This is a genomic window from Campylobacter sp. 2018MI34, from assembly GCF_016598975.1.
Lineage (GTDB): Bacteria > Campylobacterota > Campylobacteria > Campylobacterales > Campylobacteraceae > Campylobacter_D.
On record NZ_JAENKS010000021.1, the window covers coordinates 1 to 24803 of the forward strand.

Annotated in this window: 22 protein-coding genes, 1 tRNA gene and 3 pseudogenes; 19 read left to right on the top strand and 7 right to left on the bottom strand. The window is 27.0% G+C overall.

The features are described 5' to 3' along the window. From JG676_RS06070 to JG676_RS06080, 3 genes and pseudogenes are all read left to right on the top strand, one after another. Positions 1–131 (top strand): annotated as a pseudogene (locus JG676_RS06070) (NAD(P)-dependent alcohol dehydrogenase); the annotation flags it as partial. A 60-nt stretch (positions 132–191) separates the two neighbouring features. Then, positions 192–776, top strand: a complete 585-nt coding sequence (locus JG676_RS06075) for an NAD(P)H-dependent oxidoreductase (RefSeq protein ID WP_200170344.1) — start codon at positions 192–194, stop codon at positions 774–776. Positions 777–1021: 245 nt separating this feature from the next. Continuing rightward, complete coding sequence (locus JG676_RS06080) at positions 1022–2029, top strand: alpha/beta hydrolase (protein ID WP_200217636.1); 1008 nt, start codon at positions 1022–1024, stop codon at positions 2027–2029. A gap of 129 nt (positions 2030–2158) precedes the next feature. Here the strand turns inward: JG676_RS06080 and JG676_RS06085 are convergent, their stop codons facing one another. Together JG676_RS06085 and dnaG are read right to left on the bottom strand one after the other, a co-directional pair. Continuing rightward, entirely contained in the window at positions 2159–3139 is a 981-nt protein-coding gene (locus JG676_RS06085; protein WP_200217637.1) for an argininosuccinate synthase domain-containing protein, read from the bottom strand. A gap of 64 nt (positions 3140–3203) precedes the next feature. Beyond that, positions 3204–4994 (bottom strand): DNA primase, encoded by a 1791-nt coding sequence (gene dnaG, locus JG676_RS06090; RefSeq protein ID WP_200217638.1) that lies wholly within the window; start codon positions 4992–4994, stop codon positions 3204–3206. A gap of 66 nt (positions 4995–5060) precedes the next feature. On the opposite strand from dnaG, the gene JG676_RS06095 reads away from it, so the two are divergent. The 7 genes from JG676_RS06095 (at position 5061) to JG676_RS06125 (ending at position 10902) form a co-directional block, all read left to right on the top strand. After that, positions 5061–6038 (top strand): lipopolysaccharide assembly protein LapB, encoded by a 978-nt coding sequence (locus JG676_RS06095; RefSeq protein ID WP_200217639.1) that lies wholly within the window; start codon positions 5061–5063, stop codon positions 6036–6038. After that, positions 6025–6465: a ribonuclease HI gene (gene rnhA / locus JG676_RS06100; RefSeq protein ID WP_200217640.1), complete on the top strand. Its 441-nt coding sequence runs from the start codon at positions 6025–6027 to the stop codon at positions 6463–6465. Before JG676_RS06095 ends, rnhA begins: the two co-directional genes overlap by 14 nt. After that, positions 6452–7126: a ribonuclease III gene (gene rnc / locus JG676_RS06105; protein ID WP_200217641.1), complete on the top strand. Its 675-nt coding sequence runs from the start codon at positions 6452–6454 to the stop codon at positions 7124–7126. Before rnhA ends, rnc begins: the two co-directional genes overlap by 14 nt. Next, the gene (gene aroC, locus JG676_RS06110) at positions 7123–8205 is read left to right on the top strand and encodes a chorismate synthase (RefSeq protein ID WP_200170337.1); all 1083 of its coding nucleotides are present in this window, start codon (positions 7123–7125) and stop codon (positions 8203–8205) included. Before rnc ends, aroC begins: the two co-directional genes overlap by 4 nt. Before the next feature lie 34 nt (positions 8206–8239). Further along, positions 8240–9259 carry a uroporphyrinogen decarboxylase gene (gene hemE / locus JG676_RS06115; RefSeq protein ID WP_200217642.1) on the top strand — a complete coding sequence of 340 codons (1020 nt, stop codon included), beginning with the start codon at positions 8240–8242 and terminating at the stop codon, positions 9257–9259. Further along, a complete protein-coding gene (locus JG676_RS06120; protein ID WP_200170335.1) occupies positions 9256–10164 on the top strand; it encodes a radical SAM protein in 909 nt (302 codons plus the stop codon). Before hemE ends, JG676_RS06120 begins: the two co-directional genes overlap by 4 nt. A 663-nt stretch (positions 10165–10827) precedes the next feature. Further along, positions 10828–10902, top strand: a tRNA-Asn gene (locus JG676_RS06125). A gap of 20 nt (positions 10903–10922) precedes the next feature. Here JG676_RS06125 and JG676_RS06130 read toward each other — a convergent pair. The 5 genes from JG676_RS06130 to der are packed head-to-tail and all read right to left on the bottom strand — an operon-like array spanning position 10923 to position 17450. Next, positions 10923–13370 (bottom strand): lipopolysaccharide assembly protein LapB, encoded by a 2448-nt coding sequence (locus JG676_RS06130; protein WP_200217643.1) that lies wholly within the window; start codon positions 13368–13370, stop codon positions 10923–10925. A gap of 9 nt (positions 13371–13379) precedes the next feature. Further along, positions 13380–14615 (bottom strand): serine--tRNA ligase, encoded by a 1236-nt coding sequence (serS, locus tag JG676_RS06135; RefSeq protein WP_200217644.1) that lies wholly within the window; start codon positions 14613–14615, stop codon positions 13380–13382. 9 nt (positions 14616–14624) lie between these two features. Next, on the bottom strand, positions 14625–15584 hold the full coding sequence (trpS, locus tag JG676_RS06140; protein ID WP_200217645.1) for a tryptophan--tRNA ligase: 960 nt from the start codon (positions 15582–15584) through the stop codon (positions 14625–14627). Then, complete coding sequence (locus JG676_RS06145; RefSeq protein WP_200170331.1) at positions 15584–16075, bottom strand: shikimate kinase; 492 nt, start codon at positions 16073–16075, stop codon at positions 15584–15586. The genes trpS and JG676_RS06145 overlap by 1 nt, the downstream gene beginning before the upstream one ends. Next, on the bottom strand, positions 16065–17450 hold the full coding sequence (gene der, locus JG676_RS06150; protein ID WP_200217646.1) for a ribosome biogenesis GTPase Der: 1386 nt from the start codon (positions 17448–17450) through the stop codon (positions 16065–16067). Before der ends, JG676_RS06145 begins: the two co-directional genes overlap by 11 nt. Before the next feature lie 111 nt (positions 17451–17561). Between der and JG676_RS06155 the strand changes: the two genes are divergently transcribed. The 9 genes and pseudogenes from JG676_RS06155 to JG676_RS06195 all read left to right on the top strand — a co-directional run. After that, complete coding sequence (locus JG676_RS06155; protein WP_200217647.1) at positions 17562–18482, top strand: DMT family transporter; 921 nt, start codon at positions 17562–17564, stop codon at positions 18480–18482. After that, complete coding sequence (locus JG676_RS06160; RefSeq protein ID WP_200217648.1) at positions 18472–19830, top strand: uracil-xanthine permease family protein; 1359 nt, start codon at positions 18472–18474, stop codon at positions 19828–19830. Before JG676_RS06155 ends, JG676_RS06160 begins: the two co-directional genes overlap by 11 nt. Positions 19831–19856: 26 nt before the next feature. Then, positions 19857–20663, top strand: a complete 807-nt coding sequence (gene kdsA / locus JG676_RS06165) for a 3-deoxy-8-phosphooctulonate synthase (RefSeq protein WP_200217649.1) — start codon at positions 19857–19859, stop codon at positions 20661–20663. Between the two features lie 9 nt (positions 20664–20672). Continuing rightward, positions 20673–21137, top strand: coding sequence for a 6,7-dimethyl-8-ribityllumazine synthase (gene ribE, locus JG676_RS06170; protein ID WP_200217650.1), 465 nt, complete (start codon positions 20673–20675; stop codon positions 21135–21137). Between the two features lie 8 nt (positions 21138–21145). After that, positions 21146–21544 carry a transcription antitermination factor NusB gene (nusB, locus tag JG676_RS06175; RefSeq protein WP_131163708.1) on the top strand — a complete coding sequence of 133 codons (399 nt, stop codon included), beginning with the start codon at positions 21146–21148 and terminating at the stop codon, positions 21542–21544. Further along, positions 21541–22209 (top strand): annotated as a pseudogene (gene pyrF / locus JG676_RS06180) (orotidine-5'-phosphate decarboxylase); the annotation flags it as partial. The gene nusB and the pseudogene pyrF, both read left to right, overlap by 4 nt. Positions 22210–22516: 307 nt before the next feature. Then, positions 22517–23410, top strand: a complete 894-nt coding sequence (msrP, locus tag JG676_RS06185; protein WP_200217652.1) for a protein-methionine-sulfoxide reductase catalytic subunit MsrP — start codon at positions 22517–22519, stop codon at positions 23408–23410. Then, entirely contained in the window at positions 23410–23967 is a 558-nt protein-coding gene (locus JG676_RS06190; RefSeq protein WP_200217653.1) for a ferric reductase-like transmembrane domain-containing protein, read from the top strand. The genes msrP and JG676_RS06190 overlap by 1 nt, the downstream gene beginning before the upstream one ends. 456 nt (positions 23968–24423) lie before the next feature. After that, positions 24424–24803: pseudogene (locus JG676_RS06195) on the top strand (hypothetical protein); the annotation flags it as partial.

Here is a 24803-nt window from a genome sequence, read left to right on the forward strand (position 1 = left end):
TGCTTGACTTTTCACTAAAGCATCAAATTTATCCAGAGATTGAACTTATAAAGCCAAACGAAATTGATAAAGCTTATGAAAATCTTACTTCAGGTAAAGCAAAATTTCGTTATGTGATTGATATGAGATAGTTTTACTCCGGTTTTTATGATTTTTTTGGTATTATTTGGAGTTTTATTTAAGGAGTTAAAATGAATACTATACTTTTACTCAATGGTGCAAAAAAATTTGGTAGTTCTAATGGTGAACTTAATCTTACTTTGCACGATCTAGCTATTAAAACTCTTAAAGAGTTAGATTATAATATCAATGAAACTCATATTGATCGTGGCTATGATGCAGAGAATGAAGTTCAAAAAATTTTAAATTCTGATGTGATAATTTACCAAATGCCAGGTTGGTGGATGGGTGAGCCTTGGATAGTTAAAAAATATATAGACGAGGTTTTTACTGCTGGATATACGCGTTTGTTTGCAAATGATGGACGCAGTCATACAGATCCAACTAAAAATTATGGCAAAGGCGGACTTTTGCAAGGAAAAAAATATATGTTTTCTCTTACTTGGAATGCTCCAGCTGAAGCTTTTAATGAGAAAGATGATTTCTTTGAAGGTGTTGGAGTTGATGGTGTTTATTTGCATTTGCATAAGGCAAATCAATTTTTAGGAATGAGTGCTTTACCAACTTTTATTTGTTATGATGTGGTTAAAAATCCTCAAGTTGAAAAATATTTAAGCGAATATGCAAATCATTTAAAAAATATTTTTGCAATTTAAGTTTATCTTAAATTGCAAGATAAATTATGCTTATAAAGTAAAGATTTGACAAGCTAAAATAAATTAAATTTTTCTAAATAGTTTAAAACTTTTATTTATAATTTTAAATCGAATTTATTTTTTATAAAGACTTCAAAACTTCTTTGATTATTTTAAATATTTAGATTTTAACGATTTTTTTAGTTATAGTTTGATAAAAGCTTAAAGAAAAAGTTATATAATCTTTTAAAATTTAAGGATAAGTGATGAAAAAACTAATATTATTTTTTATTTTTTTAAATTTTTGTTTTGGTCAAGATGTTGGATTATTTGGATATACAAAGGGTGCAAGGGTTATAGAGGTAAAATTAAAGGATATAAGAATTGATTCAATAGAAAATATTGTTTATTCTCAGGTGCCAACAAATGGTAGTATTAGAGGTTTGCATATGTCTTTGTTAATTCCTCAAACTAATGTTTTAAAACCTGCTATTCTTTATTTTCCTGGAGGTGGTTTTATGTCTGCTAATTATTTTAAATATTCTCAGATGAGAATGGCTCTAGCAAAAGCAGGATTTGTTGTAGCTTCTGTGGAATACCGCGTAATTCCTGATAAATTTCCAGCCCTTGTAGTTGATGCAAAATCAGCTATAAGATATTTAAGAGCTCATGCTAAAGAATATGGTATTGATCCGATGAAAATTGGTGTTTTGGGAGATTCAGCAGGAGGATATTTGGCTCAGATGGTGGGAATGGCAGATGATAAAAGCTTTGAGCAAGGAGAATATTTAGATAAAGATTCTAAAGTTCAAGCTGTAGTTACAATTTATGGAATTTCTAATCTTTTAAATATTGGTGAAGGATTTTCAAAAGAAGCACAAGAGGTACATCACTCTTTGGCTGTAACAGAAGCTTTATTGGTAAATGGGGTAGCTTTTAGAGATTTTGCAGGATTAAGTATCCAAGCAGACCCCAAAAAAGCACTTTTTGCTAGTCCTTTGGGTCATATTAAAGGCAAAAAACCACCTTTTTTAATAATGCACGGTAGTGCAGATACACTGGTATCTCCAATACAAAGCAAGCAACTTTACGAGGCTTTAAGGAAAGAGGGTAATGAAGCAGAATATATCCTTATAAAGGGAGCAAATCACGGAGATATTTATTGGTATCAAGATGAAGTTATTAATCTAGTAGTTAGGTGGTTTAAGAAAAATCTAGTCTCAAGAGATAAAAAAGGAATGCAAAATTCACAAAATCTAAATAATAATCTTTAAAAAGAGTTAAAATTTGATATAAAAAGCTTTATTTTATAGATTTAAAATAATTTAATCTTTTATGTAAATGTTTTAATTAGAATACATAAAAGATTTTATTAAATAAGAGTTTTTAACTAAGTATTATATTTAGATAAAAAATTCTTTGATTTGTTCTTTGTCTTTCAGAGCTTCACATTCATAAATTTTATCTTTAAAACCTAGTTTATATTTTTTACTTTCTTTGCATTTTGTATAAGTTAAAGCAATTTTTAAAGCTAGATTTAAATCTTCTTCATTGATATTTGCATTTACCAAAGAATAAGCTCCAACAAGATCAAAAAGTTTGATTTCTTCATATTTTGGCGTTTTTAAATTTTTTAAGAGTTCATTTTCGAGTTCATTGCGACCAATAATCATTTTAGAATTATTAGGCAACCTTAAATGTCTTCCATATTTTAGAAGTTGAGCATCATTTACTTGCATATTTTTATCAAAAGATATAAAATCTTTAATTTTTTTAGAAAAGCTTTCAATAGTTAGTAAGCATCCTCCACCAGGGCTTTCAAAATCTTCAAGATTGAAGTTTTTAGCAAGTTCAAGTTGTCTTTTACGACTTCTGCCACTAATACCTTCTAATTTTTCTCTATCAACCCAACCTTCTCTTTCTGGTTTTGTTGGAGCTAAATTTTTGGCACACATAGGACGCAAAATAAGATCTTCTTCATCTTGAGCTAATGTTTTTACTTTTGCCATAGCATCAAATCTTTGACTCATAGGACGTTGTCCTAAAACTTCACCTGTGATGATAAAATGTGCATTTTCATCTTTTAACATAGAAAGAGCTGTTTTAAACATAAAAGCATGACAATCAATACAAGGATTGAAATGTTTTCCATAGCCATATTTTGGATTAAAAAGAACTTTTTGAAGATATTCGTTTTTAACGTCTATCATTTCAAATGAAGCTCCTACCATAGCTGCACGTTTTGCCATAATTTCACTTTTATCGCTTGTGCTTCCAAAACCTATGTTGATATTTAAAGCTTTAACTTCTATTCCTTGAGAGGTGATAAGTTTCATAGCAAGCATACTATCAAGACCACCGCTAAAAAGCGCTAATGCTTTCATCGTTTCCTTTCTAAAAATTTAATAAATAAAAGCGTAATTTTATCTTAAAAAATTATACAATGGCTTAAAAAGGATGATTATTTTCTTTTAAATTTAATTCTATAAAAGTAAAATAATTTTTTGATAATATTTTATAAAGATGTTTAAAAAATAATTCCAAATTTTCTTCATTTCTTTCTTGTTTTAAGGTGATTAAACAATCTTTTAAAAAGAGAAAAAGTTCATTTTGATTAAGATTTTTTTTAAGTTTTTCGCTATTTTTTTCAAGTAAAGAAAAGATTTGCTTTTTTAAAGCAAGATTCGTTTTTTTAATATTAATTTGATTTAAAAAAGCAAGATTTATTTTGCAAATTCCTAGCAAAAATTCATTTTTATTTTCTAATTTTCTAAAATTTTTTAAATAAAGCTCTCTTATATCAGAATCTTCTAAACCTATATTTTGAAAGATTTTTTCTAAAATATTTTGATGTTTAAAACATGCTTTATCGCTAATTAAGTGAAAAAGCTCTCTAGCCTTTTGCTCTTTGAATAAATAATCTAAAATTTCAAATTCGCTTAAATAGATTTTTTGTGGATTATTGTAAAGATTGATTAAGTTTTTATTTTGATTAGAATTTTTACTAAGATGGATAAAATTTTCTTCAACTCCTAAAAGTTTTGAAACTAAATTTTTATATGAATTGGCTATTAAAGGCTCAAGTAAAAATGTATATTTTTGTATATTTTCTAAAGCTTTTTGTTTATCAAGCATAGTTTTTAAAGGAAATTTATCAAGCATAGTTTTAATATAAAATTCCCCAAGTTCTATCCCTTGTTCAAGTAATTGAAATAAAGCTTTATTTTGATTATTTGCTACGAGTTCGGCAGGATCTTTTCCTCCTTCAAGTAAAACCACTTTGCCATCTATTTTGTTAGTGCTTAGTAAAAATGCTGATTTAAAAGCAGCTTGTAAGCCTGCATTATCATTATCAAAACATAAAATCACTTTAGCATCATAGCGTTTAATTAACGGGAGATGATTTTGAGTAAGAGCTGTTCCTAAAACAGCTACAGCATTATTTAATCCTGCTTTATGAAAGGCAATAGCATCCATATAACCTTCACAAATAATTATTTCTTTTTTTTGAGCTATATAATCTTTTGCAATATTAAAAGCATAGAAAATTCTAGATTTGTCAAATAGTTTATTTTGAGGTGAATTGACGTATTTTGCTAGATTTGAAGTATTTAATGTGCGTCCGCCAAAACCTACTAATATATTTTTGTGATCATATATAGGAAAAGTTATTCTTTGGATAAAGCTAGCATAGAATTCTTTATCTTGATTTTTAATAGCTCCAACTTCTAAAGCATCTTGAAAATTAATATTTTCGTTTGTCAAAAGTCTTAAAGTTTCTTCTGATTTAGGTGCAAAACCTAATTCAAATTTTTTTATATCTTGATCATTTAATTTTCTTGAGTAAAGATAACTTAGAATTTCTTTATGTTTAGGTAAGTTTTCTTTATAAAAAGCATTAAGCAAAGGTAAAATGTACTTTAGGTCTTTTTGTTCTTTTTTTTCTTTTGTATAGGTTAAAGTAAAATTACTTAAAGTGGCTACTTTTTCAACAGCTTCTTTAAAGCTTATTTTTTCATAATCCATAACGAATTTAAAAACATCTCCGCCCGCTTTACAAGAAAAACAATGATAAAAACCTTTTTGAGAGTTAATGTGCATAGAAGGATTTTTATCATTATGAAAAGGACAAACGCAAATATAACTTGAACCTTGTTTTTTTACTTCGATAAAATGAGAAATAATATCAACAATATCTATTCTTTGACTTAAATTTTCTATACTTGCTTTATCAATCATTTTTTAAACCTTGATAAAATTATACAAAGATTTAGCTATAATAGATATAAAAATTAAAGTTTTAGTATGGATTTGTTTTTTTTAGATTATAGAGATCCTTTGGTGGGATTAATTTTTATTACGATTTTAATCTTTATTATAGCCTTGCTTAATTATTTTTGGAGATTTTTTGCCTATAAAGATGAAGAAGAGAAATTAGAAAAATTTATTAAAAAATTTGAACTTAATAATGTCCATAAAGATTTACTAAAAGATCCAAATTTAAGCTTAGCTAATCTCATTTTTTTGGCATCTATTTTTACAAGAAGCGGGGAATTTGAAAAAGCGATACAAATTTATTTAATTGCCCTAGAAAAAGTAAAAGATAAAAAAGAACAAGAAGATATTTTTATATCTTTGGCTGAGGTATATTTTAAGGCAGGGTTTTTAGAAAGATCTAAAGAAGTTTTACTTAATGCTTTAAAAATCAGACCAAGGAATGAAAAAGCTTTAAAACTTTTAAAAATTGTTTATTTAAGATTGAGATCTTATAAAGAAGTTTTGGATACATTAGAATGTCTTTTAGAACTTGATGAAGAAGTGAAAGAAGAGAAAGAATTTATAAAAGCTCTTATGATAAAAGAACAAGATATAGACCAAAAAAGCAAGATAGAACTTATTTTAAATCTTGATATTAAAGATAATATAATGCTTCAAAGACTTATTTTTGAAAATTATCAAATCATAAAAGATCAAAATCTTTTTGATATTATTGATTTAATTTATAGGGATAAAAAAATAGTAAAAATTGACAAACAAGAATATAAAGAATTTTTTTACGCTTTAAATTTATTACCAAAAGAAGAAAAATTTTTTTTAAAAAATCAAAATTTTAGAATGTTTAAGATTTTAAATGATAATGATTTTAAAGTGAAAATGGTGTTTTCTTATGTGTGTTTAGAATGTAAAAATGCTATGCCTTTATTTTTTTATCATTGTCCGATATGTTACGGTTTTAATAAATGTAAAATTCTTTATGAGGTTAAGCTTGATGAAACAAATTAAGATTTATACAGATGGATCCTGTCTTAATAATCCAGGTTTTGGAGGCTGGGCTTATATCTTACACTATAAAGAATACGAAAAAATAGGTTTTGGAGCAAAAGAAAATACAACTAATAATCAAATGGAACTTTTAGCTATTATAGAAGCTTTAAAAGCCTTAAAAGAACCCTGTGAAATAGAGCTTTATACAGATTCTAATTTAATGGTAAGAAGTATTAATGAGTGGCTTGATGTTTGGATTAAAAAAGATTTTAAAAATAAAAAAAATGTAAATTTATGGAAAGAATATTTAAAATTTTCAAAAAATCATAAAATCAAAGCTTTTTGGGTTAAAGCGCATAATGGACATATAGAAAATGAAAAATGTGATAAATTAGCAAAAGAGGCTGCTTTAAATTTGCAAAAGGAACAAAATGGAAAAAATTGAATTGCTTGAACAAAGACTAAAATATAAATTTAAAAATCAAAAATTGCTCATTGAAGCTTTAACGCATAAAAGTTTTAAAAAGCCTTTTAGTAATGAGAGATTGGAATTTTTGGGCGATGCTGTTCTTGATTTGGTTGTGGGTGAATTTTTATTTCATAAATTTAAAAATGATGCAGAGGGAGATTTATCTAAATTAAGAGCAGCTTTGGTAAATGAAAAATCATTTGCAAAAATTGCTAAAAGTCTTGAACTTGGAAATTTTATTTTTATGTCCATTGCTGAAGAAAATAATAATGGTAGAGCTAAACCATCTATACTTTCAGATGCCTTAGAGGCAATTATTGGAGCAATACATTTAGAATCTGGTTTTTTAGAAGCAAAAAAAGTAGCTTTAGCTTTGATTGAAGAGAATTATCCTAACATAGATGCAAAAAATCTCATAAAAGATTATAAAACAAAATTACAAGAAATTACTCAAGCAAAATTAGGTCAAACTCCAGATTATGAAACTCTAAGGGCTTTTGGACCCGATCATCAAAAACAATTTGAAATCGTTTTAAAATTAGAAGGAATTGAATATGCAAGATCTATTGCAAGCAGTAAAAAGGAAGCTCAGCAACTTGCAGCTAAAATTGCTCTTGAGAAATTAGGAATTTTATGAATACCTTTGGCACAAGATTAAAATTTACAAGCTTTGGAGAATCACACGGTAAAGCTTTAGGTTGTGTTGTAGATGGAATGCCTGCAGGGGTAAAATTTGATGAGAAATTTTTACAAAATGAGCTTAAACTTAGAAAACCTGGTAAAAATAAATTTTCAAGTCCTAGAAAAGAAAAAGATGAGGTAGAAATTTTAAGCGGAGTTTTTCAAGGCTATACAACAGGAACTCCTATATCTGCAGTTGTTTTTAATAAAGATGCAAGATCAAAAGATTATGAAAACTTAAAAGATATTTTTAGATTATCTCACGCTGATTTTACTTATTTTTATAAATATGGTATTAATGATTATAGAGGCGGAGGAAGATCAAGCGCTAGAGAAAGTATCAATAAAGTTATAGCAGGAGCTATTGCTGCGATGCTTTTAAAAGAATTTAATATAGAAGTTTTTAGTGGAATTTGTAGTATAGGAACTAAAAGTATAGATTTTAAAAATATAGATTTTAATTTTTGCAAAAAAAGTGAAATTTTTTGCCTAGATCCAAAATATGAAGAAGAATTTAAAAAAGAACTTTTAAATGTCAAAAAGGATAAAGATAGTATAGGTGCTAGTGTTTATACTTGTGTAAAAAATGCACCTATTGGACTAGGAGAAGTTTTATATGATAAACTTGATTCAAAATTAGCTCACGCTTTAATGGGTATTAATGGGGTTAAAGCCGTTGAAATAGGAGCTGGAGTTAAATCAAGTTTAATGCGAGGTTCAAATTATAACGATATTTTAAAAGATAAAAAATTTTTAAGCAATAATTCAGGCGGAATTTTAGGAGGTATTTCAAATGGGTCTTTAATCGAAATTAAAACTCATTTTAAGCCTACTCCATCGATATTTATTCCGCAAGAAAGTATGGATAAAAAAGGTAATAATATAAAGTATATTTTAAAAGGAAGACACGATCCTTGTATAGCAATTCGCGGAAGTGTTGTAGTAAATGCTATGGTAAGATTTATTCTTGCGGATTTGCTTCTTTTAAATGCAAGTTCAAGACTTGATTATCTTAAAAAAATTTATACTTTTTAATTTGTTATAATTTTAAAAATAATAAGGAATATAAATGATTTTTATTGATGCTTGTTTTAAAAAAGAAGTACCTTATACCCCTGTTTGGATGATGAGACAAGCTGGAAGGTATTTAAAAGAATATATGAAAGTAAGAGAAGAAGCAGGAGATTTTCTTTCCTTATGTAAAGATTATAAAAGAGCAAGTGAAGTAAGTTTGCAACCTGTTGAAATTCTTGATGTAGATGCAGCAATTATTTTTTCGGATATTTTAGTTGTTCCATTAGAAATGGGTATGGATTTAAAATTTGAAAAAGGCGAAGGTCCAGTATTTAGCGATCCTTTAAAATCTTTAGAAGATATAGATAAGTTAGATTGCAATGCTTATAAAAAATTAACTTATGTATATGATGCCATTTCTCTTACAAGAGAAAAACTCCCTTCTTCTAAGGCTTTAATAGGATTTTGTGGTAGTCCTTGGACTTTGGCAACTTATATGATAGAAGCAAGAGGAAGTAAAACTTATGCAAAATGTAAAAAATTAATTTACACTGATCCTTTATTAATGCATAGTTTACTTAAAAAATTAAGTGAAATCTTAAAGTTATATTTAGAAGAGCAAATTAAAGCTGGGGCAAATGCAGTACAAATTTTTGATAGCTGGGCAAGTGCTTTAGAAAAAGATGTATTTTTTGAATTTTCTTTTAAATATATGATAGAAATTGCTACTTATATTAAAGAAAAATATCCCCATATACCTGTAATTTTATTTCCAAAAGGAATTAGTGGATATTTAGATGGAATTTATGGAAATTTTGATGTTTTTGGAGTAGATTGGAGCACTCCTTTAGAGATGGCAAAAGATCTTTTAAGTCCTGCTTATACTTTACAGGGTAATATGGAACCTTGCAGACTTTATGATAAAAAAGCTATAAAAGAAAGTGTGCATAATATTTTAAATATTATGAATAAAAGAGCGCATATTTTTAACTTAGGACATGGAATTTTACCTGATATTCCTGTTGAAAATGCTAAATATTTTATCAATCTTGTAAAAGAATTATCAAGCAAATGAACATAATTTTTGGTCCTATAAATTCAAGGCGTTTTGGTTTTTCTTTAGGCATTGATTTAAGTCCTGCTTTAAAACAATGCAATTTTGATTGCGTGTATTGCGAACTTAAACAAGCTAAAGCCATTGCCAAAATGGATTATATAGTTGGCGTTAAAGATATCATTGAGCAATTACAATTTTTTTTAGCCAAAAAAATACCTTTTGACGTTCTTACTTTAACAGCCAATGGAGAGCCTAGTTTATATCCAAATTTAAAAGAATTGATTACTGCTTTAAGAGAGTTGAAACTAGATAAAAAAATTCTTATTTTAAGCAATGGAACTGCTGTTTTAAATGAGATGCAATTTAATGCTTTGCTTGATTTAGATATGGTAAAATTAAGCCTTGATAGTGTAATTAAAGAAAGTTTTTTGCGTATCAATAAACCCTTAAAAGAAATTGATCTTCATTTAATGATAGAAAAAATGATAACTTTTTCAAAAATTTTTAAGGGTGAACTTATTATTGAAATTCTAGTTGTTAAAGGTATTAATGACAATGAAAAAGAATTTAAGGCTTTAAATGAAGTTTTGCAAAAAATAAATCCTACAAGAGTAGATATAAGCACTATAGATAGACCCCCTTCTTATCCTGTTAAAGGGGTAAGTGAAGAAAAACTTTTAGATTTAAGTCTTTTTATAGAGAATATTCCAGTATTTATTGCAAGAAGAAATGAGAAAAAACAAAATATGGAATTTAGCACAGATGAGCTTTTGAAAATGCTAGAATTAAGAGCGCAAAGCGAAGTTGATGTTAATACTCTTTTAAGTTTTAATACTCAAAAAATACTGCAAGATTTGGTTAAAAAAGGTTTAGTTAAAATTTATACTCTAGGGGGAGTTATTTTTTATAAAGTAGATAAGTAGTTTTAAATAAATAATAATTTTTAGTGTAGTAAATAAACTTTTTAGTTGTTAAAATATTAATACATTTATAGTAATTTATTAATGATTTTATTTTTTACTACTATTTTTATTTTTTAGATTTAAATTATAATTTTATAAACTATCTTTAAGTATTTTAAGTTTATTAAAATCATAAATTAAACTAGTTTGAAATATTATTTAAAGTTATATACACAATTGTCTTCTAAATTTTAAAGCTATGGATAGTTTTTACTATTTTTTTATATATAAAAAAGTTTATGATTATATAGTGTTTTATGGGAATGGTTTTATAAACTAAGATAACATAAGTTTATTTTAATTAAAAAATCTAACTTTTTAGAAGTTAAAAGCACTTTAGGGATTCATTAAAGAAAGATAAAAATTTTTATAAGTTTAAGGTCTAATGTTTAGAATTTTTTCCAAAATTATTTAAATAGTTGCATATTTTTGGATATTTTTTGTAAAGCTATTGGTTTATTTTAATTCAAAAATAATTTTTAATTTATCTTCTTAGGTTGATTTTTTAAGTATAAATTTAATATTTTTTCAAGGATAATTATATTTTTTTAAATTCTGTGATTTTTAATTTAAATTTACTTGACTTTATTTATTTTTTTTAATATAATCACATTTTTAATTTATTCCGGATTAGCTCAGCGGTAGAGTAGGCGGCTGTTAACCGCTTGGTCGTAGGTTCGAATCCTACATCCGGAGCCACTTCTTATTTCATATAGAAATTATTCTTTTATTTCAAAAGTAAAAAATTCACTTTTAAAATTATCTGGTAGATCTTTGTATTGTAATAAAGCTGGTTCATAGTTTTGAACTTGTTGATATAAAAGTCCTAAAGCAGCTTTACTTTCTTTGTTATTATTATCGCTTAGTTTTGCAAGTTGTAAAAGAGCAATGGCAGAATTTGGATTATTTGAGCCTATGGCAGCAACAGAAGCTAAAAAAAGCGTATGAGAATCATTGGCTTTATAATTATCAATTAGTGTATTATATAAAGCATATGCTTCTTCAAAATGAAGCGAAAATATGTCAATATAAGCTAAAGTTTGAATTAGTCCTTCATCATTTATATTAGAAACGTTGAGTAGATCTTTAAATTTTTTACGTTCTAAATTTAAAAGTCCAGCAATTTGCATTAAAGAAGTGTATTTTTCTCTTGTTATTATTGCTCCTCCAAATATACTTTTATAATCTAGTTTTGCATTTTGAAAATATATTTGAGCGTTTTGTGCATAGTCTTTAATATTTTGATTAGTATTTAAAGAGTTAAAATACAAAATATTAGTTAAAACATCGTTAGGAAGCTCAGACTTAAGTTGTGCTATTTTTATATTTGCTTGATTATTAAGATTATTATTTTTAAAGGCAATGGCTTCAAAAATAAGATTTAAAGGATGATTATCTTGTTTAGTTTCATCTAAATAAGGCAATATTGAAGTATAATCTTCATTAGCTAAAAAGAATAAATTTTTATATAAGGCTGAAGATGAGTTTGTATCAATAGAAAGATTGTCTTGAACTTCATTATAAAATTTTGTTGTATCTATGCCACTAATTTTAGCACAAAACATAGCAAATGCACCAGCTAGATAATTTTTTGGATTTAAATGATAAGAGCTTGAAAAATGTTTGTAGGCTAAATCATAATTTTTAAGTTGAGCATAAGTTAGAGCAAGATTATAATGCAAAATGCTATGTTCTGGATATTCTTTAATTAAATCTTGAAAACCTTTATTTGCCTGTTTTAGTTTTTGATTTAGAGCAAGATTTACTATATTTGCTATTTTAACATTTGTCGAAGATAAAGCTCTCCCTGTTTTTAAATAAAAACTAGTATCAACGCTATCATCAATAAAATAAGTAATATTAGCTTTTTTGATATAAAGAGAAGATTGCTTGCTATCAAAAACTTGATAAGGTGCATAATAAAAAAGTAAATCAAATTGTTCTTTTGGTTGTTTAAAGAAATTTCTAGAAAAATTTTCTTGTGCCATTTGAATGTCAAAAAGATCTTTATTTAAATTTACTTTAATTTTATAAATATCCAAAATATGATATTTATCTTCTTTGTCTTTATAAGCATTATTAAGACGTGTTAGCATTTCTTGATATTGTCCTGTTTTCAAATCTACTAAAGTAATAGCAGCTAAACTTTTATTAAAGTCTCTTTCTATTTTTAAGGCAGTATTTAAAGCATTTTTAGCATTTTGGTATTCTCCAATGCGTGCATATAAAAGTCCTAAAGATAAACTTGATTCAAAGCTATTTTGTTCTTTTAGATAAGATATTGCTTTTGAATTTAAATCCATTTTACTATAAATTTTAGCTGAAAGATACTTTGCAAAATCAGCGTAAGGCTCGACTGATGTTTTTTGAAACATTTGTAAAGCTTCTGGATAATATCCTTTATAAAAATTAATAAGAGCTAAGTAGTAGTCATAAAGTTTAGAATTTCCTTCTTTTGGCAAATAAACTTGAGCTAAATCAATATAATATTTAAATCTTTCTCTATCATTTAGTTTGAGTGCACAAACAGCGGCATTGATGGCTGAAACAGTTTGATTTTCGCCATTATTAATAGCTTTTTTAAAATTTTGCAATGCTTCTTCAAATTGATTTTCATTCATTTGAGAAACCCCTAAATTATAACTAGAAAGTGATTCATTATAGATTGCAATTTGCTCATAGGCTTTTAAGGCTTGTTCAATATCTCCTTTTAAATACAAAGCATTAGCCTTTTTTATCATGGTATCAATTTTTGCAATATCATACTGATAAGATTCGTCTTGATTTTCGTTTTTAGCTACTTCTTTTGGTGTTGTAGCGATGATATCAGCTTTGATATTATTGCTACTAAAACTTAGATAAAATAATGTAAAAACCAAAGAGCAGATTATAAGTGCTGATCCAGCTATCAAAGATAAAAATTTTTTATCTTTATACCAAGCTAATTCTTTAGATTCAGTTTGTTTTAAAGATTCTTCTTGCTCTTCTTTGGGGGCGGATTCTCTTTTAAAGAAAAAACTTTCTTCTTCATTTGAAAGCTCTTCTGGTAAAGTGGTTAATTCTTCATCTTGTGGAGCTTCACCTTCTTGTCCTTTAAATTCTTCTAAACTTTCATCAAGTCTTTCTTTAGAAAGATTATCTTCTTGTTCAATTTTTTCTTCTGCCATTTACTACTCTTAAAAATATTTTCTAAGAACGTCAGGAATATGGATATTGCCTTTATCATCTTGATAATTTTCCATAATGGCAACAAGCGTTCTGCCAACAGCTAAAGAAGAACCATTTAAAGTATGAACAAATTCATTTTTCCCTTTGTCATTTTTATAGCGAATTTTAGCTCTTCTTGCTTGGAAATCTTGACAATTTGAAACAGAACTTATTTCTCTATATTTATTTTGTCCTGGAAGCCACACTTCTAAATCTACTGTTTTGGCTGCACTAAAACCAAGATCTCCTGTACAAAGCATTAAATGGCGATGAGCAAGACCAAGTGAGCTTAATAAATCACTTGCACAATTTAGCATTTCTTCAAAAACACTATCACTTTGATCTGGCTTTGTAATGCTTACAAGCTCTACTTTTTCAAATTGATGTTGGCGAATAATACCTCTTGTATCACGTCCAGCACTTCCTGCTTCCTTCCTAAAACAAGCACTATAGCAAGTCATCTTTATAGGTAAATTTTCACTACTTAAAATTTCATCAGAATAAAAATTTGTTACAGGAATTTCTGAAGTAGATATAAGATATAGATCCTCATCCTCTACTTTATACATATCATCTTTAAATTTTGGAAGCTGTCCTGTACCAAACATTGTTTTTGAATTAACTAAAAAAGGAACATTGATAAGATTAAAACCACGTTTTATATTAAAATCTATCATATAATTAATTAAGGCACGATTTAACAATGCACCTTCATTTTTAAGGATACAAAAGCGACTTTGAGAAATTTTTACTCCTCTTACAAAGTCAAGCCAATTAAGCTTTTCTCCAAGTTCAAAATGTTCTTTAGGGGTAAAATCAAAAGAAGGTGGAGTTAGAACTTTTTTAAGTTCGACATTATCATTTTCATCTTCTCCAAGCGGAACACATTTGTCAGGAATATTTGGGATAGAATGTGCTATTGTTTCTAAATTTTCAAGTATTTCATCAACTTTTTTGCTTTGGATTGCAATTTTTTCCTTGTTTTCGCTAAGTTGTTTTCTAAGACTTTCTTTATCTTGAGTAGTGCTTAATTCTTTACTAAATTTATTTTGAAAAGCTTGTAATTCTTCTAAATTTGCTTTTTCTTTTTTCAAATTTAAAAAAAGATCACTTAGTTTTTTTAACAAAGCTTCATCAACTTTTTTATTTTTTAAACTTTTTGCCACTTCTTCAAAATTATTTTGTAAATATTTTAAATCCAACATAATGTATCCTTAAAGTCCTATTTTTTCATAAATTTTTTGTATTTTTTGTAAGGCTATATTTTTTGCTTTTTTTGCACCTATTTGCAGACATTCTTTAATTTCTTCTGGGTGAGATAAGAAATTATGATATCTTTCTCTTGCTTCTTTAAAATGATCAAGAATTAAATCATTAAGATACATTTTAAAATGTCCATAACCTTCGCCACCTTTTTCATACCTTGTTTTTAAATCCTCTTGCCCCTTATTATCTAAAAATAATTTTGCAATATTAAATACATTGCATTTTCTCCAGTCTTTAGGATCTTTTAAATCTGTACTATCTGTAACAATAGATGCAATTTGTTTTTTTAAAGTTTTTTCATCGCTAAAAATATCTATAGTGTTTTGATAAGATTTACTCATTTTTGATCCATCTGTTCCAGTTACAACAGAGACATTATCATCAATTTTTGCTTTAGGTAAAGTAAAAATTTCTCCCCATTCATTATTTATTTTTAAAGCAATATCTCTAGCAATTTCAATATGCTGAATTTGATCTTTTCCAACAGGAACAATTTGTGCATCAAAAAGTAAAATATCAGCTGCCATTAATACAGGGTAAGAAAAAAGTCCGTGCGATGCATTAATTCCTTTGGCAATTTTATCTTTATAACTATGAGCTCTTTCTAAAAGTCCCATAGGGGTAAATTGAGATAAAATCCAGTAAAGCTCTAACACTTCTTTTACATCACTTTGGAGCCAAAAAATGCTTTTATTAGGATCTATACCAAGACTTAAAAATGCAGCAGCAGCTTTTAATATATTTTGTTCTAAAATCTCACCTTTTTGATTTGAGGTCATTGCGTGATAATTTGCTATAAATATAAGCATTTCATTATCATTTTGTGCCTCAATCATTTGTTTGATAGCTCCAAAATAATTACCAATATGTAAATCTCCACTTGGTTGAATTCCACTTAAAATTCTCATTAAATCCTCTTTGTTATTTCTTCTAAAAGTTCTTCAATATTCTTATTTTCTATATCTATTATTAAATCTGCTTTTTTTTCATAATCTTTAATGCGTTTATTATATAATTTTTTTGCTTTAAATTCATTGCAAAATAAAGGTCTTTTATTTTTTTCTTCTAAGCTTAGTTGTTTATTTAAAAAGTCAAATTCAGCTCTTAAATAAATACAAAATCCTAAGCTTTTAAAATCTGAAACATGGATAAATCCGCCACCTGTAGATATTATGGCTTTATTAGTCATACTAAATAAATAAGCTAATTTTTGTTCTTCTTTTCTAAAAAATTCTTCACCAAAAATTTTAAAAATTTCACTAATGCTTTTTTGAAATTTCATTTCTATCAAAGAATCACTATCAAGAAAAACTCTATTTGTTTTTTGAGATAGGGCTCTTGCAAGAGAGCTTTTTCCACTTCCCATAAAACCTATAAAAACAATGTTTTCATTCCTCATTGTTTTCTTTAGTTCCTTTTTTGCGTGAAGCAATGATTAAAGGTACACCTTCAAAATTAAATTCTTGTCTGATTTTATTTTGCAAATAGCGTTTATAGCTAAAATGCAAAGCTTTTGGACGATTCATTATTAAAGCGATTTTAGGAGGCGCTAAATCATATTGTACCGCATAATAAATTTTAACAAGTTTGCCATAATCGTGAGGTAAAGGATGAGCTTTTGTAGCATTTTCTATTAAAGCATTTAGTTTTGAAGTTGGAATTTTTTGTATGAAATGTTCAAAGACTTCTAAAATTTTATCTAATAATACATGAACTCTTTTTCCACTTAAGGCTGAAACACTAATAATAGGTGCATGAGTTAAAAATTTAAAACGATCAAGACGTAATTCTTTGATTGTTTTATCAAAATCAAGTTCGCTTTTATCCCATTTGTTTAATACAATTATTACACCTAAATAATGTTTTGAGATAAGTCCTGCAATTCTTTCATCAAGTTCGTTAAAGCCTTCACTAGCATCTAAAATTAAAAGTGCTATTTGAGAATTTTGTAACATTTTTTCAGTGCGATTTAAAGCAAAACGTTCAAGTCCTTGAATTTTTCCGCGTTTTCTAATACCAGCTGTATCAACAAATTCTATGGTTTTATCCTTGTAAAAAATACTTTCATTTACAGGATCAATGGTTGTTCCAGCTATATCGCTTACTACACTACGTTCTTGTTTTACTAAAGCATTTAAAAGGCTTGATTTTCCAACATTTACACGTCCTACAATGCCTACTCTTATATGATTTGTATCAATTTCTTTAAATTCAATCTCTTTTTTTGCATCATAATGTTTTAAAAAATCCTCTAAATTTTCTTCTTGATCTTCTATTAAGAAATGTTCATTTTCTAGATACTTTTCAAGCCAATCATAAAGTTCATCTAAACCTATATTGTGTGTTACTGAGAGATTAAAAATTTCTTTTATTCCAAAATTGATAAATTCCCACGATCTTTCTTCGTCTTTTTTGTTGTCAATTTTGTTAATGAGTAAAGCTATAGGTTTGTTTAATTTTTTTAAAGAGTAAAAAAATTGTCTATCTTCATCATCAGGGGCTAATTTCCCATCTACCATATAAAGAATGATATCACTTTCTTTTGCTGTTTTTAAAGTATTTTTTTTAACATTTTTAAAAAGTTCATCACTTTCATCTAATCCTCCACTATCAACAAGTAAAGCTTTTTTAGAATTAATTTGAACTTCTATTTTATTTGTATCTCTTGTTGTGCCAGAAATTTCACTTGTAATAGCTATTCTTTGCCTTGCCATTCTATTAAAAAGACTTGATTTTCCAACATTTGGCTTACCTACAAGTATAATGCTTTGCATTTTTTTCCTATTATTTTTATTTTTAAAATTTTAAAATTATATAAACTTTGCCTTAAAATTTAAGCAAAAAAAGATTAAAATACGCATTTATTCAAAAATTAAGGAATATTTGTGTTAAAAATTATCAAGCATAATCTAGGTATTTATTTTATGATGCTAGCTTGTCTTGATTTTGCTTTAATGGGCGCATGTGCAAAAATTTTAAGCAATGAACTTTCTTCTATAGAAATTATGTTTTTTAGAAATATTATAGGAACTTTTTTTATTATTTATATGCTTAAAAAAACAAAAATTCATAAAGAAGGTGGAAAGTTAGGGCTTTTAATTTTTAGAGGAATTATAGGTACTTTAGCCCTTTATATGTTTTTTTATAATGTTTCGCATATTACTTTAGGTGGTGCATTTGCTTTTCAAAAAACAGCTCCAATTTTTGTAACTTTAATTGCTTTTTTTCTTTTCAAAGAAAATGTAGGTTTAAAAGGTTGGTTTGGAATTTTAATTGCCTTTTTAGGTGTTCTTTGTATTATGCAACCTTGGGCAGATTTTTCAAATCATTCAGGTTTTGATTTAAAAAATTGTATTATAGGAATTTTAAGTGGATTATTAGCAGCTATTGCTTTAACAAGTGTAAGAGAATTAAGAAAATATTATTTGACTGAACAAATTGCTGCTTCATTTATATTTCTTGGTTCTTTATTACCTTTAATTTCTATGTGTATAGGTTCTTTTTATTTTACAAAAGAACTTGATTTTCTTATAGCGCCTTTTATAATGCCTAGTTTTAAAGCTTGGATTATTATACTTATCATGGGAAGCTTGGGAACTTTATATCAAATTCATATTACAAAAGCTTATGGAGTAGCCAAAAAAGCAGGTGTTGTTGCTGGAGTAAGTTATATGGATGTAGTTTTTACCTTGATTTTAGGTGTTATGTTAGGAGATGATTTTCCTAGTTTTATGGTATTTATCGGAATACTAGGCATTATTTTAGGTGGAATTATTTTAGTTCGAGGTAAGAAAAATGAAAAATAGGACAGATTTGATTTATGAACTAGAAGATAGACCTCCATTTTTTAAGGCGTGTTTTGCTGCTTTAGTACATTTAATGGCTATGTTTGTGGCTGTAATCACACCTGCTTTGCTTATTTGCAAAGGTTTAGGTATAGATGAAGAAAATACGGCAAGAATTATATGTATGTCTTTATTTGCTTCTGGTATTGCATCTTTGCTTCAGATTAAAACTTGGGGACCCATTGGAAGCGGACTTTTGTCCATACAAGGAACAAGTTTTAATTTCGTTTCACCTATAATTTTAGGAGGACTTACTTTAAAAAATAATGGCTTATCACAAGAGGCAATGCTTGGAGCTATTTTTGGAACTTTAATGCTTTGTTCTACTACAGAAATGATTATTTCTCAATTTTTACCTTTTATTAGAAAAATTATTTCTCCTTTAGTTTCTGGAATTGTTGTAATGATTATAGGGCTTAGTTTGATTAATGTAGGACTTGTAAGTGCAGGGGGTGGATTTAGTGCTAAAACAAGTGGAGAATTCGGTTCTTTTAAAAATTTATTATTAGCTGGAATTGTAATTATAAGCATTATAATTTTAAATCGTTTTAATAATGCCATTATTAGAATTTCATCTTTGTTTATTTCTATTATTATAGGGCTTTTAGTTGCTATGAATTTTGAAAATTTTCATTTTAATTTTAATAATAATTTGCCTATTTTATTTTTTCCAAGTCCTATGCACTATGGTTTAAGCATTGATTACAATTTAATTTTACCTTTAATTTTAATTTTTATAGTAACTTCTCTTGAAACTATAGGAGATATTAGTGCTACAAGTGAAGTTTCAAATCAGCCTGTAAAAGGAGAACTCTATACCAAAAGATTAAAAGGTGGAGTATTAGCTAATGGACTTAATTCTTTTATTTCAGCATTTTTTAATACTTTTCCTAATTCTTGTTTTGGGCAAAATAATGGTGTAATCGTTTTAACTGGAGTTGCAAGTCGTTATGTGGGGTTTATAGTTTCTTTTATGTTGATTATTTTAGGACTTTTTCCTATAGTTGCAAATATTACTTTGCAAATTCCAGAACCTATTTTAGGTGGAGCTACTTTGATAATGTTTGGAACAATCGCAGCCACTGGAGTAAGAATTATTTCAAAAGAAAATTTAAATAGAAGATCTATTATGATTATAGCAATTTCTTTAGGAATTGGGCTTGGAGTAGCTAATAATCCTGATATTTTACAATTTGCCCCTATTTGGCTTAAAACTTTATTTTCTTCAGGTATAGTAGCAGGAGGAATAAGCGCTATTGTTTTAAATATTATTTTTCCATTTGAAGAAAAACAAAGAAAAATAAAGTAAAATTATAAAAATTTAAAGGCTTAAAAATGAAAAAAATGATTTTAATTGCTGGTCCTTGTGTTATAGAAAATAAAGATTTGGTTTTTAAGGTAGCAAAAGAATTGCAAGAATTTTCAAATGATGATAGATTTGAGTTTTATTTCAAATCAAGTTTTGATAAAGCAAATCGCACAAGTATAAATTCTTTTCGTGGTCCTGGGCTTGATGAAGGACTTAAAATTTTACAAGATGTTAAAAATGAATTTGGCATGAAAATATTAACCGATATACATGAAAGTTATCAAGCAAACATTGTTAGCGAAGTAGCTGATGTTTTACAAATTCCAGCTTTTTTATGTCGTCAAACTGATTTACTTGTGCAAGCGGCTAAAACAAAATCAAAAATAAATATTAAAAAAGGACAATTTCTAAATCCAAGTGATATTAAATATAGTGTGAAAAAAATTCTTCAAACACGTGGTATAGAAGAAGAAGGCTATGAAATAGCAAGTAAAAATGGTGTTTTTGTGGCTGAAAGGGGATCTAGTTTTGGTTATGGAAATTTAGTTGTTGATATGAGATCTTTAATCATTATGCGTGAGTTTGCACCTGTAATTTTTGATGCAACACATAGTGTGCAGATGCCAGGAGCCGCAGGAGGGAGTAGTGGTGGCAAAAGTGAATTTGTAGAACCTTTAGCAAGGGCTGCGGCTGCTGTTGGAGTAGATGGCTTTTTCTTTGAAACGCATATCAATCCTTGTCAAGCGCTTTGTGATGGACCTAATATGCTTAATATAAATCGTTTTAAAGAATGTATTAAAACACTTATAAAAATTCAAAATATTATTGAGTAAAGGAAAAAAATGAAGATTATTGAAGGAAAATTACAATTAACAGGTGATGAAAAAATTGCTATTATCAATGCAAGGTTTAATCATATCATAACAGATCGTTTAGTAGAGGGTGCAAAAGATGCTTTTTTAAGACACGGAGGGGAAGAAGAAAATTTAGATCTTATTTTAGTCCCAGGTGCTTTTGAACTTCCTTTTATTTTGAAAAAAGCTATACAAAGCGATAAATTTGACGCTATTTGTTGTTTAGGTGCGGTTATTCGAGGTTCTACTCCACATTTTGATTATGTTTCGGCTGAAACTACAAAAGGGATTGCAAATGTAAGTTTAAATCATAATATCCCTGTAAGCTTTGGGGTTTTAACTACAGATACCATAGAACAAGCTATCGAAAGAGCAGGAAGTAAGGTTGGTAATAAAGGTTTTGAAGCTATGATTACTTTAATTGAAATGTTAAATTTAAGCAAGCAATTTTAAGGTATAAAATGGCAACAAGACATCAAGTAAGACAAAGCGTTATTTCTTTGCTTTATGCTTTAGAATTAAATGACAAAAATGAAAATTTTATTGATGAATTTTTAAATGAAAAAAAAATCCGCAATGAGCAAAAGAATTTTACCCTAAGCCTTTATAATGGAATTTGTGAAAATTTAACCAAACTAGATGAAGCACTTAATGTTCATTTAAAAGAAAATGCAATCAATAAACTCGGTCATATAGAAAGAGCTATTTTAAGACTTGGAGCTTATGAGTTGCTTTTTACAGAAACTACAGATGCTATAATTATCAATGAAGCTATAGAATTGGCCAAAGAATTAGCTAATGATAATTCCCCTAAATTTATCAATGGGGTTTTAGACTCTTTAATCAAGGCTAAAAAATGAAATTATGCGTTGCACTTGATTTAGCCACAAAAGAAGATTGCTTTAAACTTGCTAAAGAATTAAAAGGTTTAGATCTTTGGTTAAAAGTAGGATTAAGAGCGTATTTAAGAGATGGTTTTAAATTTATAGAAGATCTTAAAAAAATTGACAATTTTAAAATTTTTTTAGATCTTAAAATTCACGATATACCAAATACTATGGCAGATGCGTGTGAAGAAATTTCAAAATTGGGTGTAAATATGATAAATTTACATGCAAGTGCCGGTAAAATAGCAATGCTTGAAGTTAGAAAACGTTTAGAAAAATTAAAAAAGCGCCCTTTGATTTTAGCCGTTTCTGCTCTTACTAGCTTTGATGAGGAAAATTTTTTTAGCATTTATAAACAAAGCATCAATGAAGCTGTAATTAATTTTTCTAAACTTTCTTATGAAGTTGGGCTTGATGGTATGGTTTGTTCTGTTTTTGAAAGTAAAATTATCAAAGAAAATACTTCATCAAATTTCTTAACTTTAACGCCAGGTATTCGTCCTTTTAAGGAATCAAACAATGACCAAAAAAGAGTAGCAGATATTAAAATGGCTAAAGAATATAAAAGTGATTTTATGGTGATAGGACGTCCTATATATAAGTCATCTAATCCAAGATCAATATGCGAAAAAATACTTTTTGAGTTAAAAAATAATTAAAACTAAAATATTTTAAAATTTTAACTAAAAAGTCATTTTACAACTTTAAAACAAATTCTATTGCAATCTAGCTTTTACATAAAGAATAAAATATAATTTATATAAGCGTTTAGATTTAATAATCTTAAATAATACAAACTTTATAGAATTTAACAATCAAATATTATTGATAACTTTTTAATTTATTTTTTAAAAATTATAAAAATATTTAATATTTTTAATCTTTATTTAAATAAGGTTTATTTTGTCTTGTTATTATTGTAAAAATTATTAATAAGGAAAAATTATGTTTATAACACCAGAAGTACTTTATAAAAAAAGAAGACAATTTTTAAAACTAGGAGTAGGAGCTATGTTAAGTTCAAGTTTGATTAACTCTAAACTTTTAGCTCTTGAATTTAGTAGCGATAAAAATGCACAAAAATTAAGCATTACAGACGAAGAACTTGCAACCAATTATGTAAATTTTTATGAATTTTCTACCAATAAAAAAAAGGCAGTAGAGTATGCTAAGAATTTTGATGTAAAAAACTGGGAGATTTCATTAAGCGGGGAGATAGAAAAACCTTTAAAATTAACAATGGAGGATATTTTAAAATTTCCTTTAGAAGAAAGAATTTATCGTTTTCGCTGTGTAGAAACTTGGTCTATGGTTGTTCCTTGGATAGGATTTGAGTTGCGTTATTTGATTGAAAAAGCAAAACCTACAAGCAAGGCAAAATATGTTAAATTTACAACTCTTTTTGATAAGGAAAAATTTCCTGATCAAAACGCTTTATTTCCTACTATCAAATATCCTTATACAGAAGCTTTAAGAATGGATGAGGCTATGCATCCACTTACTATTTTAGCAGTGGGAATGTATAAAAAGCCATTACTCGGACAAAATGGAGCTCCTCTGCGTCTTGTGGTTCCTTGGAAATATGGTTTTAAAAGTATCAAATCCATAGTAAAAATTGAATTCGTTGAAAATGAACCAAAGACAACTTGGCAGGAATATGCTCCTAATGAATATGGTTTTTATGCTAATGTCAACCCTAATGTTTCTCATCCAAGATGGTCACAAGCCAATGAAAGAGCTCTAGGAGAATTTTTTACCAAACCGACTTTAATGTTTAATGGTTATGAAAAAGAAGTGGCAAGCCTTTATGCAAATATGGATTTAAAAAAGAATTTTTAATGCTAGTTTATAATTTTATAATTTATACGCTTTTTTCTATAAGTGTGATTTATGGCTTTTACAATATTTTAAATTCTTTTGACTTTGTTAAAGAAACCTATTTTTATACAGGTATTTTTTCTTTAATATTTTTAAATTTAAGTCTTTTGTTTTCTTTAATTAGATTAAAAAATACAAAAGATTATCCAAAATTATTTGGTTTTTTTTCTGTTTTTTGGGCGATTGTTCATTTTTTAAACTATTTTATTTTTGATAGAAATATGCAATTTTTAAGACTTTTTGATGATATTTCAAAGCGTTTATTAGAAGCAAGTGGTTTTATAGCTTTTGTATTGCTTGTTTTAATGTTTTTAAGTTCCTTTAGTTTTTTAAAAAAGATAGAAAAAATAAGAAAATTAAGTTATTTGTGTTTTCTTTTAGCAAGTTATCATTATTTTTTAAGTCCTAAAGTTCCTATGTTTTGGGAATGGAGTGCTTTAATTATAGCTTTGATTTATTTTATTTTATCATTTAAAAGACTACTTACAAACAAATTAAATAAGCAAAAGAAATTTTAAAGATTGTTTTAAGAATATACTAAAAGTATTTAAATTATTTAAATACTTTTTAAAATTATAAATAAAATTTTAATATATTCCAAAATAATAATAAAATAAACACTATATAATATCCTATTTTTAATATTAAATTCTTAAATCATAATATAAACAAAAAATTAATATATAAACAATAATTAAATAAATATTAATATAAAATATTTTATCATTAAAGCCGATATTTTATTACTTTTTAAATAAAATCAAAATAAATATAAGGAGTTATAAATGGGTCAGCAAGAATTTAGTCTATGTAAAAAATATTCATTGATAAAATGGATTAAAAATCATTCTTATACATCTTCAAAAAAACTAATTTTTTCTTTAGTTGCAATTTCTTTTTTGAATTTTTATTCTTATGCTATAGGAAACTATAGCTATGGAGAATTTGAGACTATTATTTTTGTTGCTGGAGGTGGTATAGATGAAGATGAATTAAATAATATAGACAATACAAATACTGACCCAATTACAAAACCTACTACAGATTTTAACCTTAATCCTTCTATCTTAGAAGCAACTTTTAAAAGTCTAATTTCTACCATGATGAGAAGATCAACTTTTATTGATAGCATTATGGATAATTCTATGCAAAGTTTTGCTCTAAATACTTCAAATAGAGATTTTAATAAAACAATTAAAGAACACTCTTTATTTATACTTCCTTATGCTTCTTCACAGAATGTTGAACTATCTTTAAATGAAGAAAGTAAAGGACATACTAAAGGAACTATTATAGGTTATTCTACTTTAAAAGATAGTGGAATATATGGTATATATGCAGGTTATGAAGATAC

Excerpts from the sequence above, each read along its gene's own strand:
- JG676_RS06130 (WP_200217643.1), bottom strand. The coding sequence starts at position 13,370 with ATGGCAGAAGAAAAAATTGAACAAGAAGATAATCTTTCTAAAGAAAGA.
- rnhA (WP_200217640.1), top strand. The coding sequence starts at position 6,025 with ATGAAACAAATTAAGATTTATACAGATGGATCCTGTCTTAATAATCCA.
- ribE (WP_200217650.1), top strand. The coding sequence starts at position 20,673 with ATGAAGATTATTGAAGGAAAATTACAATTAACAGGTGATGAAAAAATT.
- rnc (WP_200217641.1), top strand. The coding sequence starts at position 6,452 with ATGGAAAAAATTGAATTGCTTGAACAAAGACTAAAATATAAATTTAAA.
- nusB (WP_131163708.1), top strand. The coding sequence starts at position 21,146 with ATGGCAACAAGACATCAAGTAAGACAAAGCGTTATTTCTTTGCTTTAT.
- trpS (WP_200217645.1), bottom strand. The coding sequence starts at position 15,584 with ATGAGAATTTTAAGTGGAATTCAACCAAGTGGAGATTTACATATTGGT.
- JG676_RS06120 (WP_200170335.1), top strand. The coding sequence starts at position 9,256 with ATGAACATAATTTTTGGTCCTATAAATTCAAGGCGTTTTGGTTTTTCT.
- kdsA (WP_200217649.1), top strand. The coding sequence starts at position 19,857 with ATGAAAAAAATGATTTTAATTGCTGGTCCTTGTGTTATAGAAAATAAA.
- aroC (WP_200170337.1), top strand. The coding sequence starts at position 7,123 with ATGAATACCTTTGGCACAAGATTAAAATTTACAAGCTTTGGAGAATCA.
- JG676_RS06145 (WP_200170331.1), bottom strand. The coding sequence starts at position 16,075 with ATGAGGAATGAAAACATTGTTTTTATAGGTTTTATGGGAAGTGGAAAA.
- dnaG (WP_200217638.1), bottom strand. The coding sequence starts at position 4,994 with ATGATTGATAAAGCAAGTATAGAAAATTTAAGTCAAAGAATAGATATT.
- JG676_RS06085 (WP_200217637.1), bottom strand. The coding sequence starts at position 3,139 with ATGAAAGCATTAGCGCTTTTTAGCGGTGGTCTTGATAGTATGCTTGCT.
- der (WP_200217646.1), bottom strand. The coding sequence starts at position 17,450 with ATGCAAAGCATTATACTTGTAGGTAAGCCAAATGTTGGAAAATCAAGT.
- JG676_RS06190 (WP_200217653.1), top strand. The coding sequence starts at position 23,410 with ATGCTAGTTTATAATTTTATAATTTATACGCTTTTTTCTATAAGTGTG.
- JG676_RS06095 (WP_200217639.1), top strand. The coding sequence starts at position 5,061 with ATGGATTTGTTTTTTTTAGATTATAGAGATCCTTTGGTGGGATTAATT.
- hemE (WP_200217642.1), top strand. The coding sequence starts at position 8,240 with ATGATTTTTATTGATGCTTGTTTTAAAAAAGAAGTACCTTATACCCCT.
- serS (WP_200217644.1), bottom strand. The coding sequence starts at position 14,615 with ATGTTGGATTTAAAATATTTACAAAATAATTTTGAAGAAGTGGCAAAA.
- JG676_RS06160 (WP_200217648.1), top strand. The coding sequence starts at position 18,472 with ATGAAAAATAGGACAGATTTGATTTATGAACTAGAAGATAGACCTCCA.
- msrP (WP_200217652.1), top strand. The coding sequence starts at position 22,517 with ATGTTTATAACACCAGAAGTACTTTATAAAAAAAGAAGACAATTTTTA.
- JG676_RS06075 (WP_200170344.1), top strand. The coding sequence starts at position 192 with ATGAATACTATACTTTTACTCAATGGTGCAAAAAAATTTGGTAGTTCT.
- JG676_RS06080 (WP_200217636.1), top strand. The coding sequence starts at position 1,022 with ATGAAAAAACTAATATTATTTTTTATTTTTTTAAATTTTTGTTTTGGT.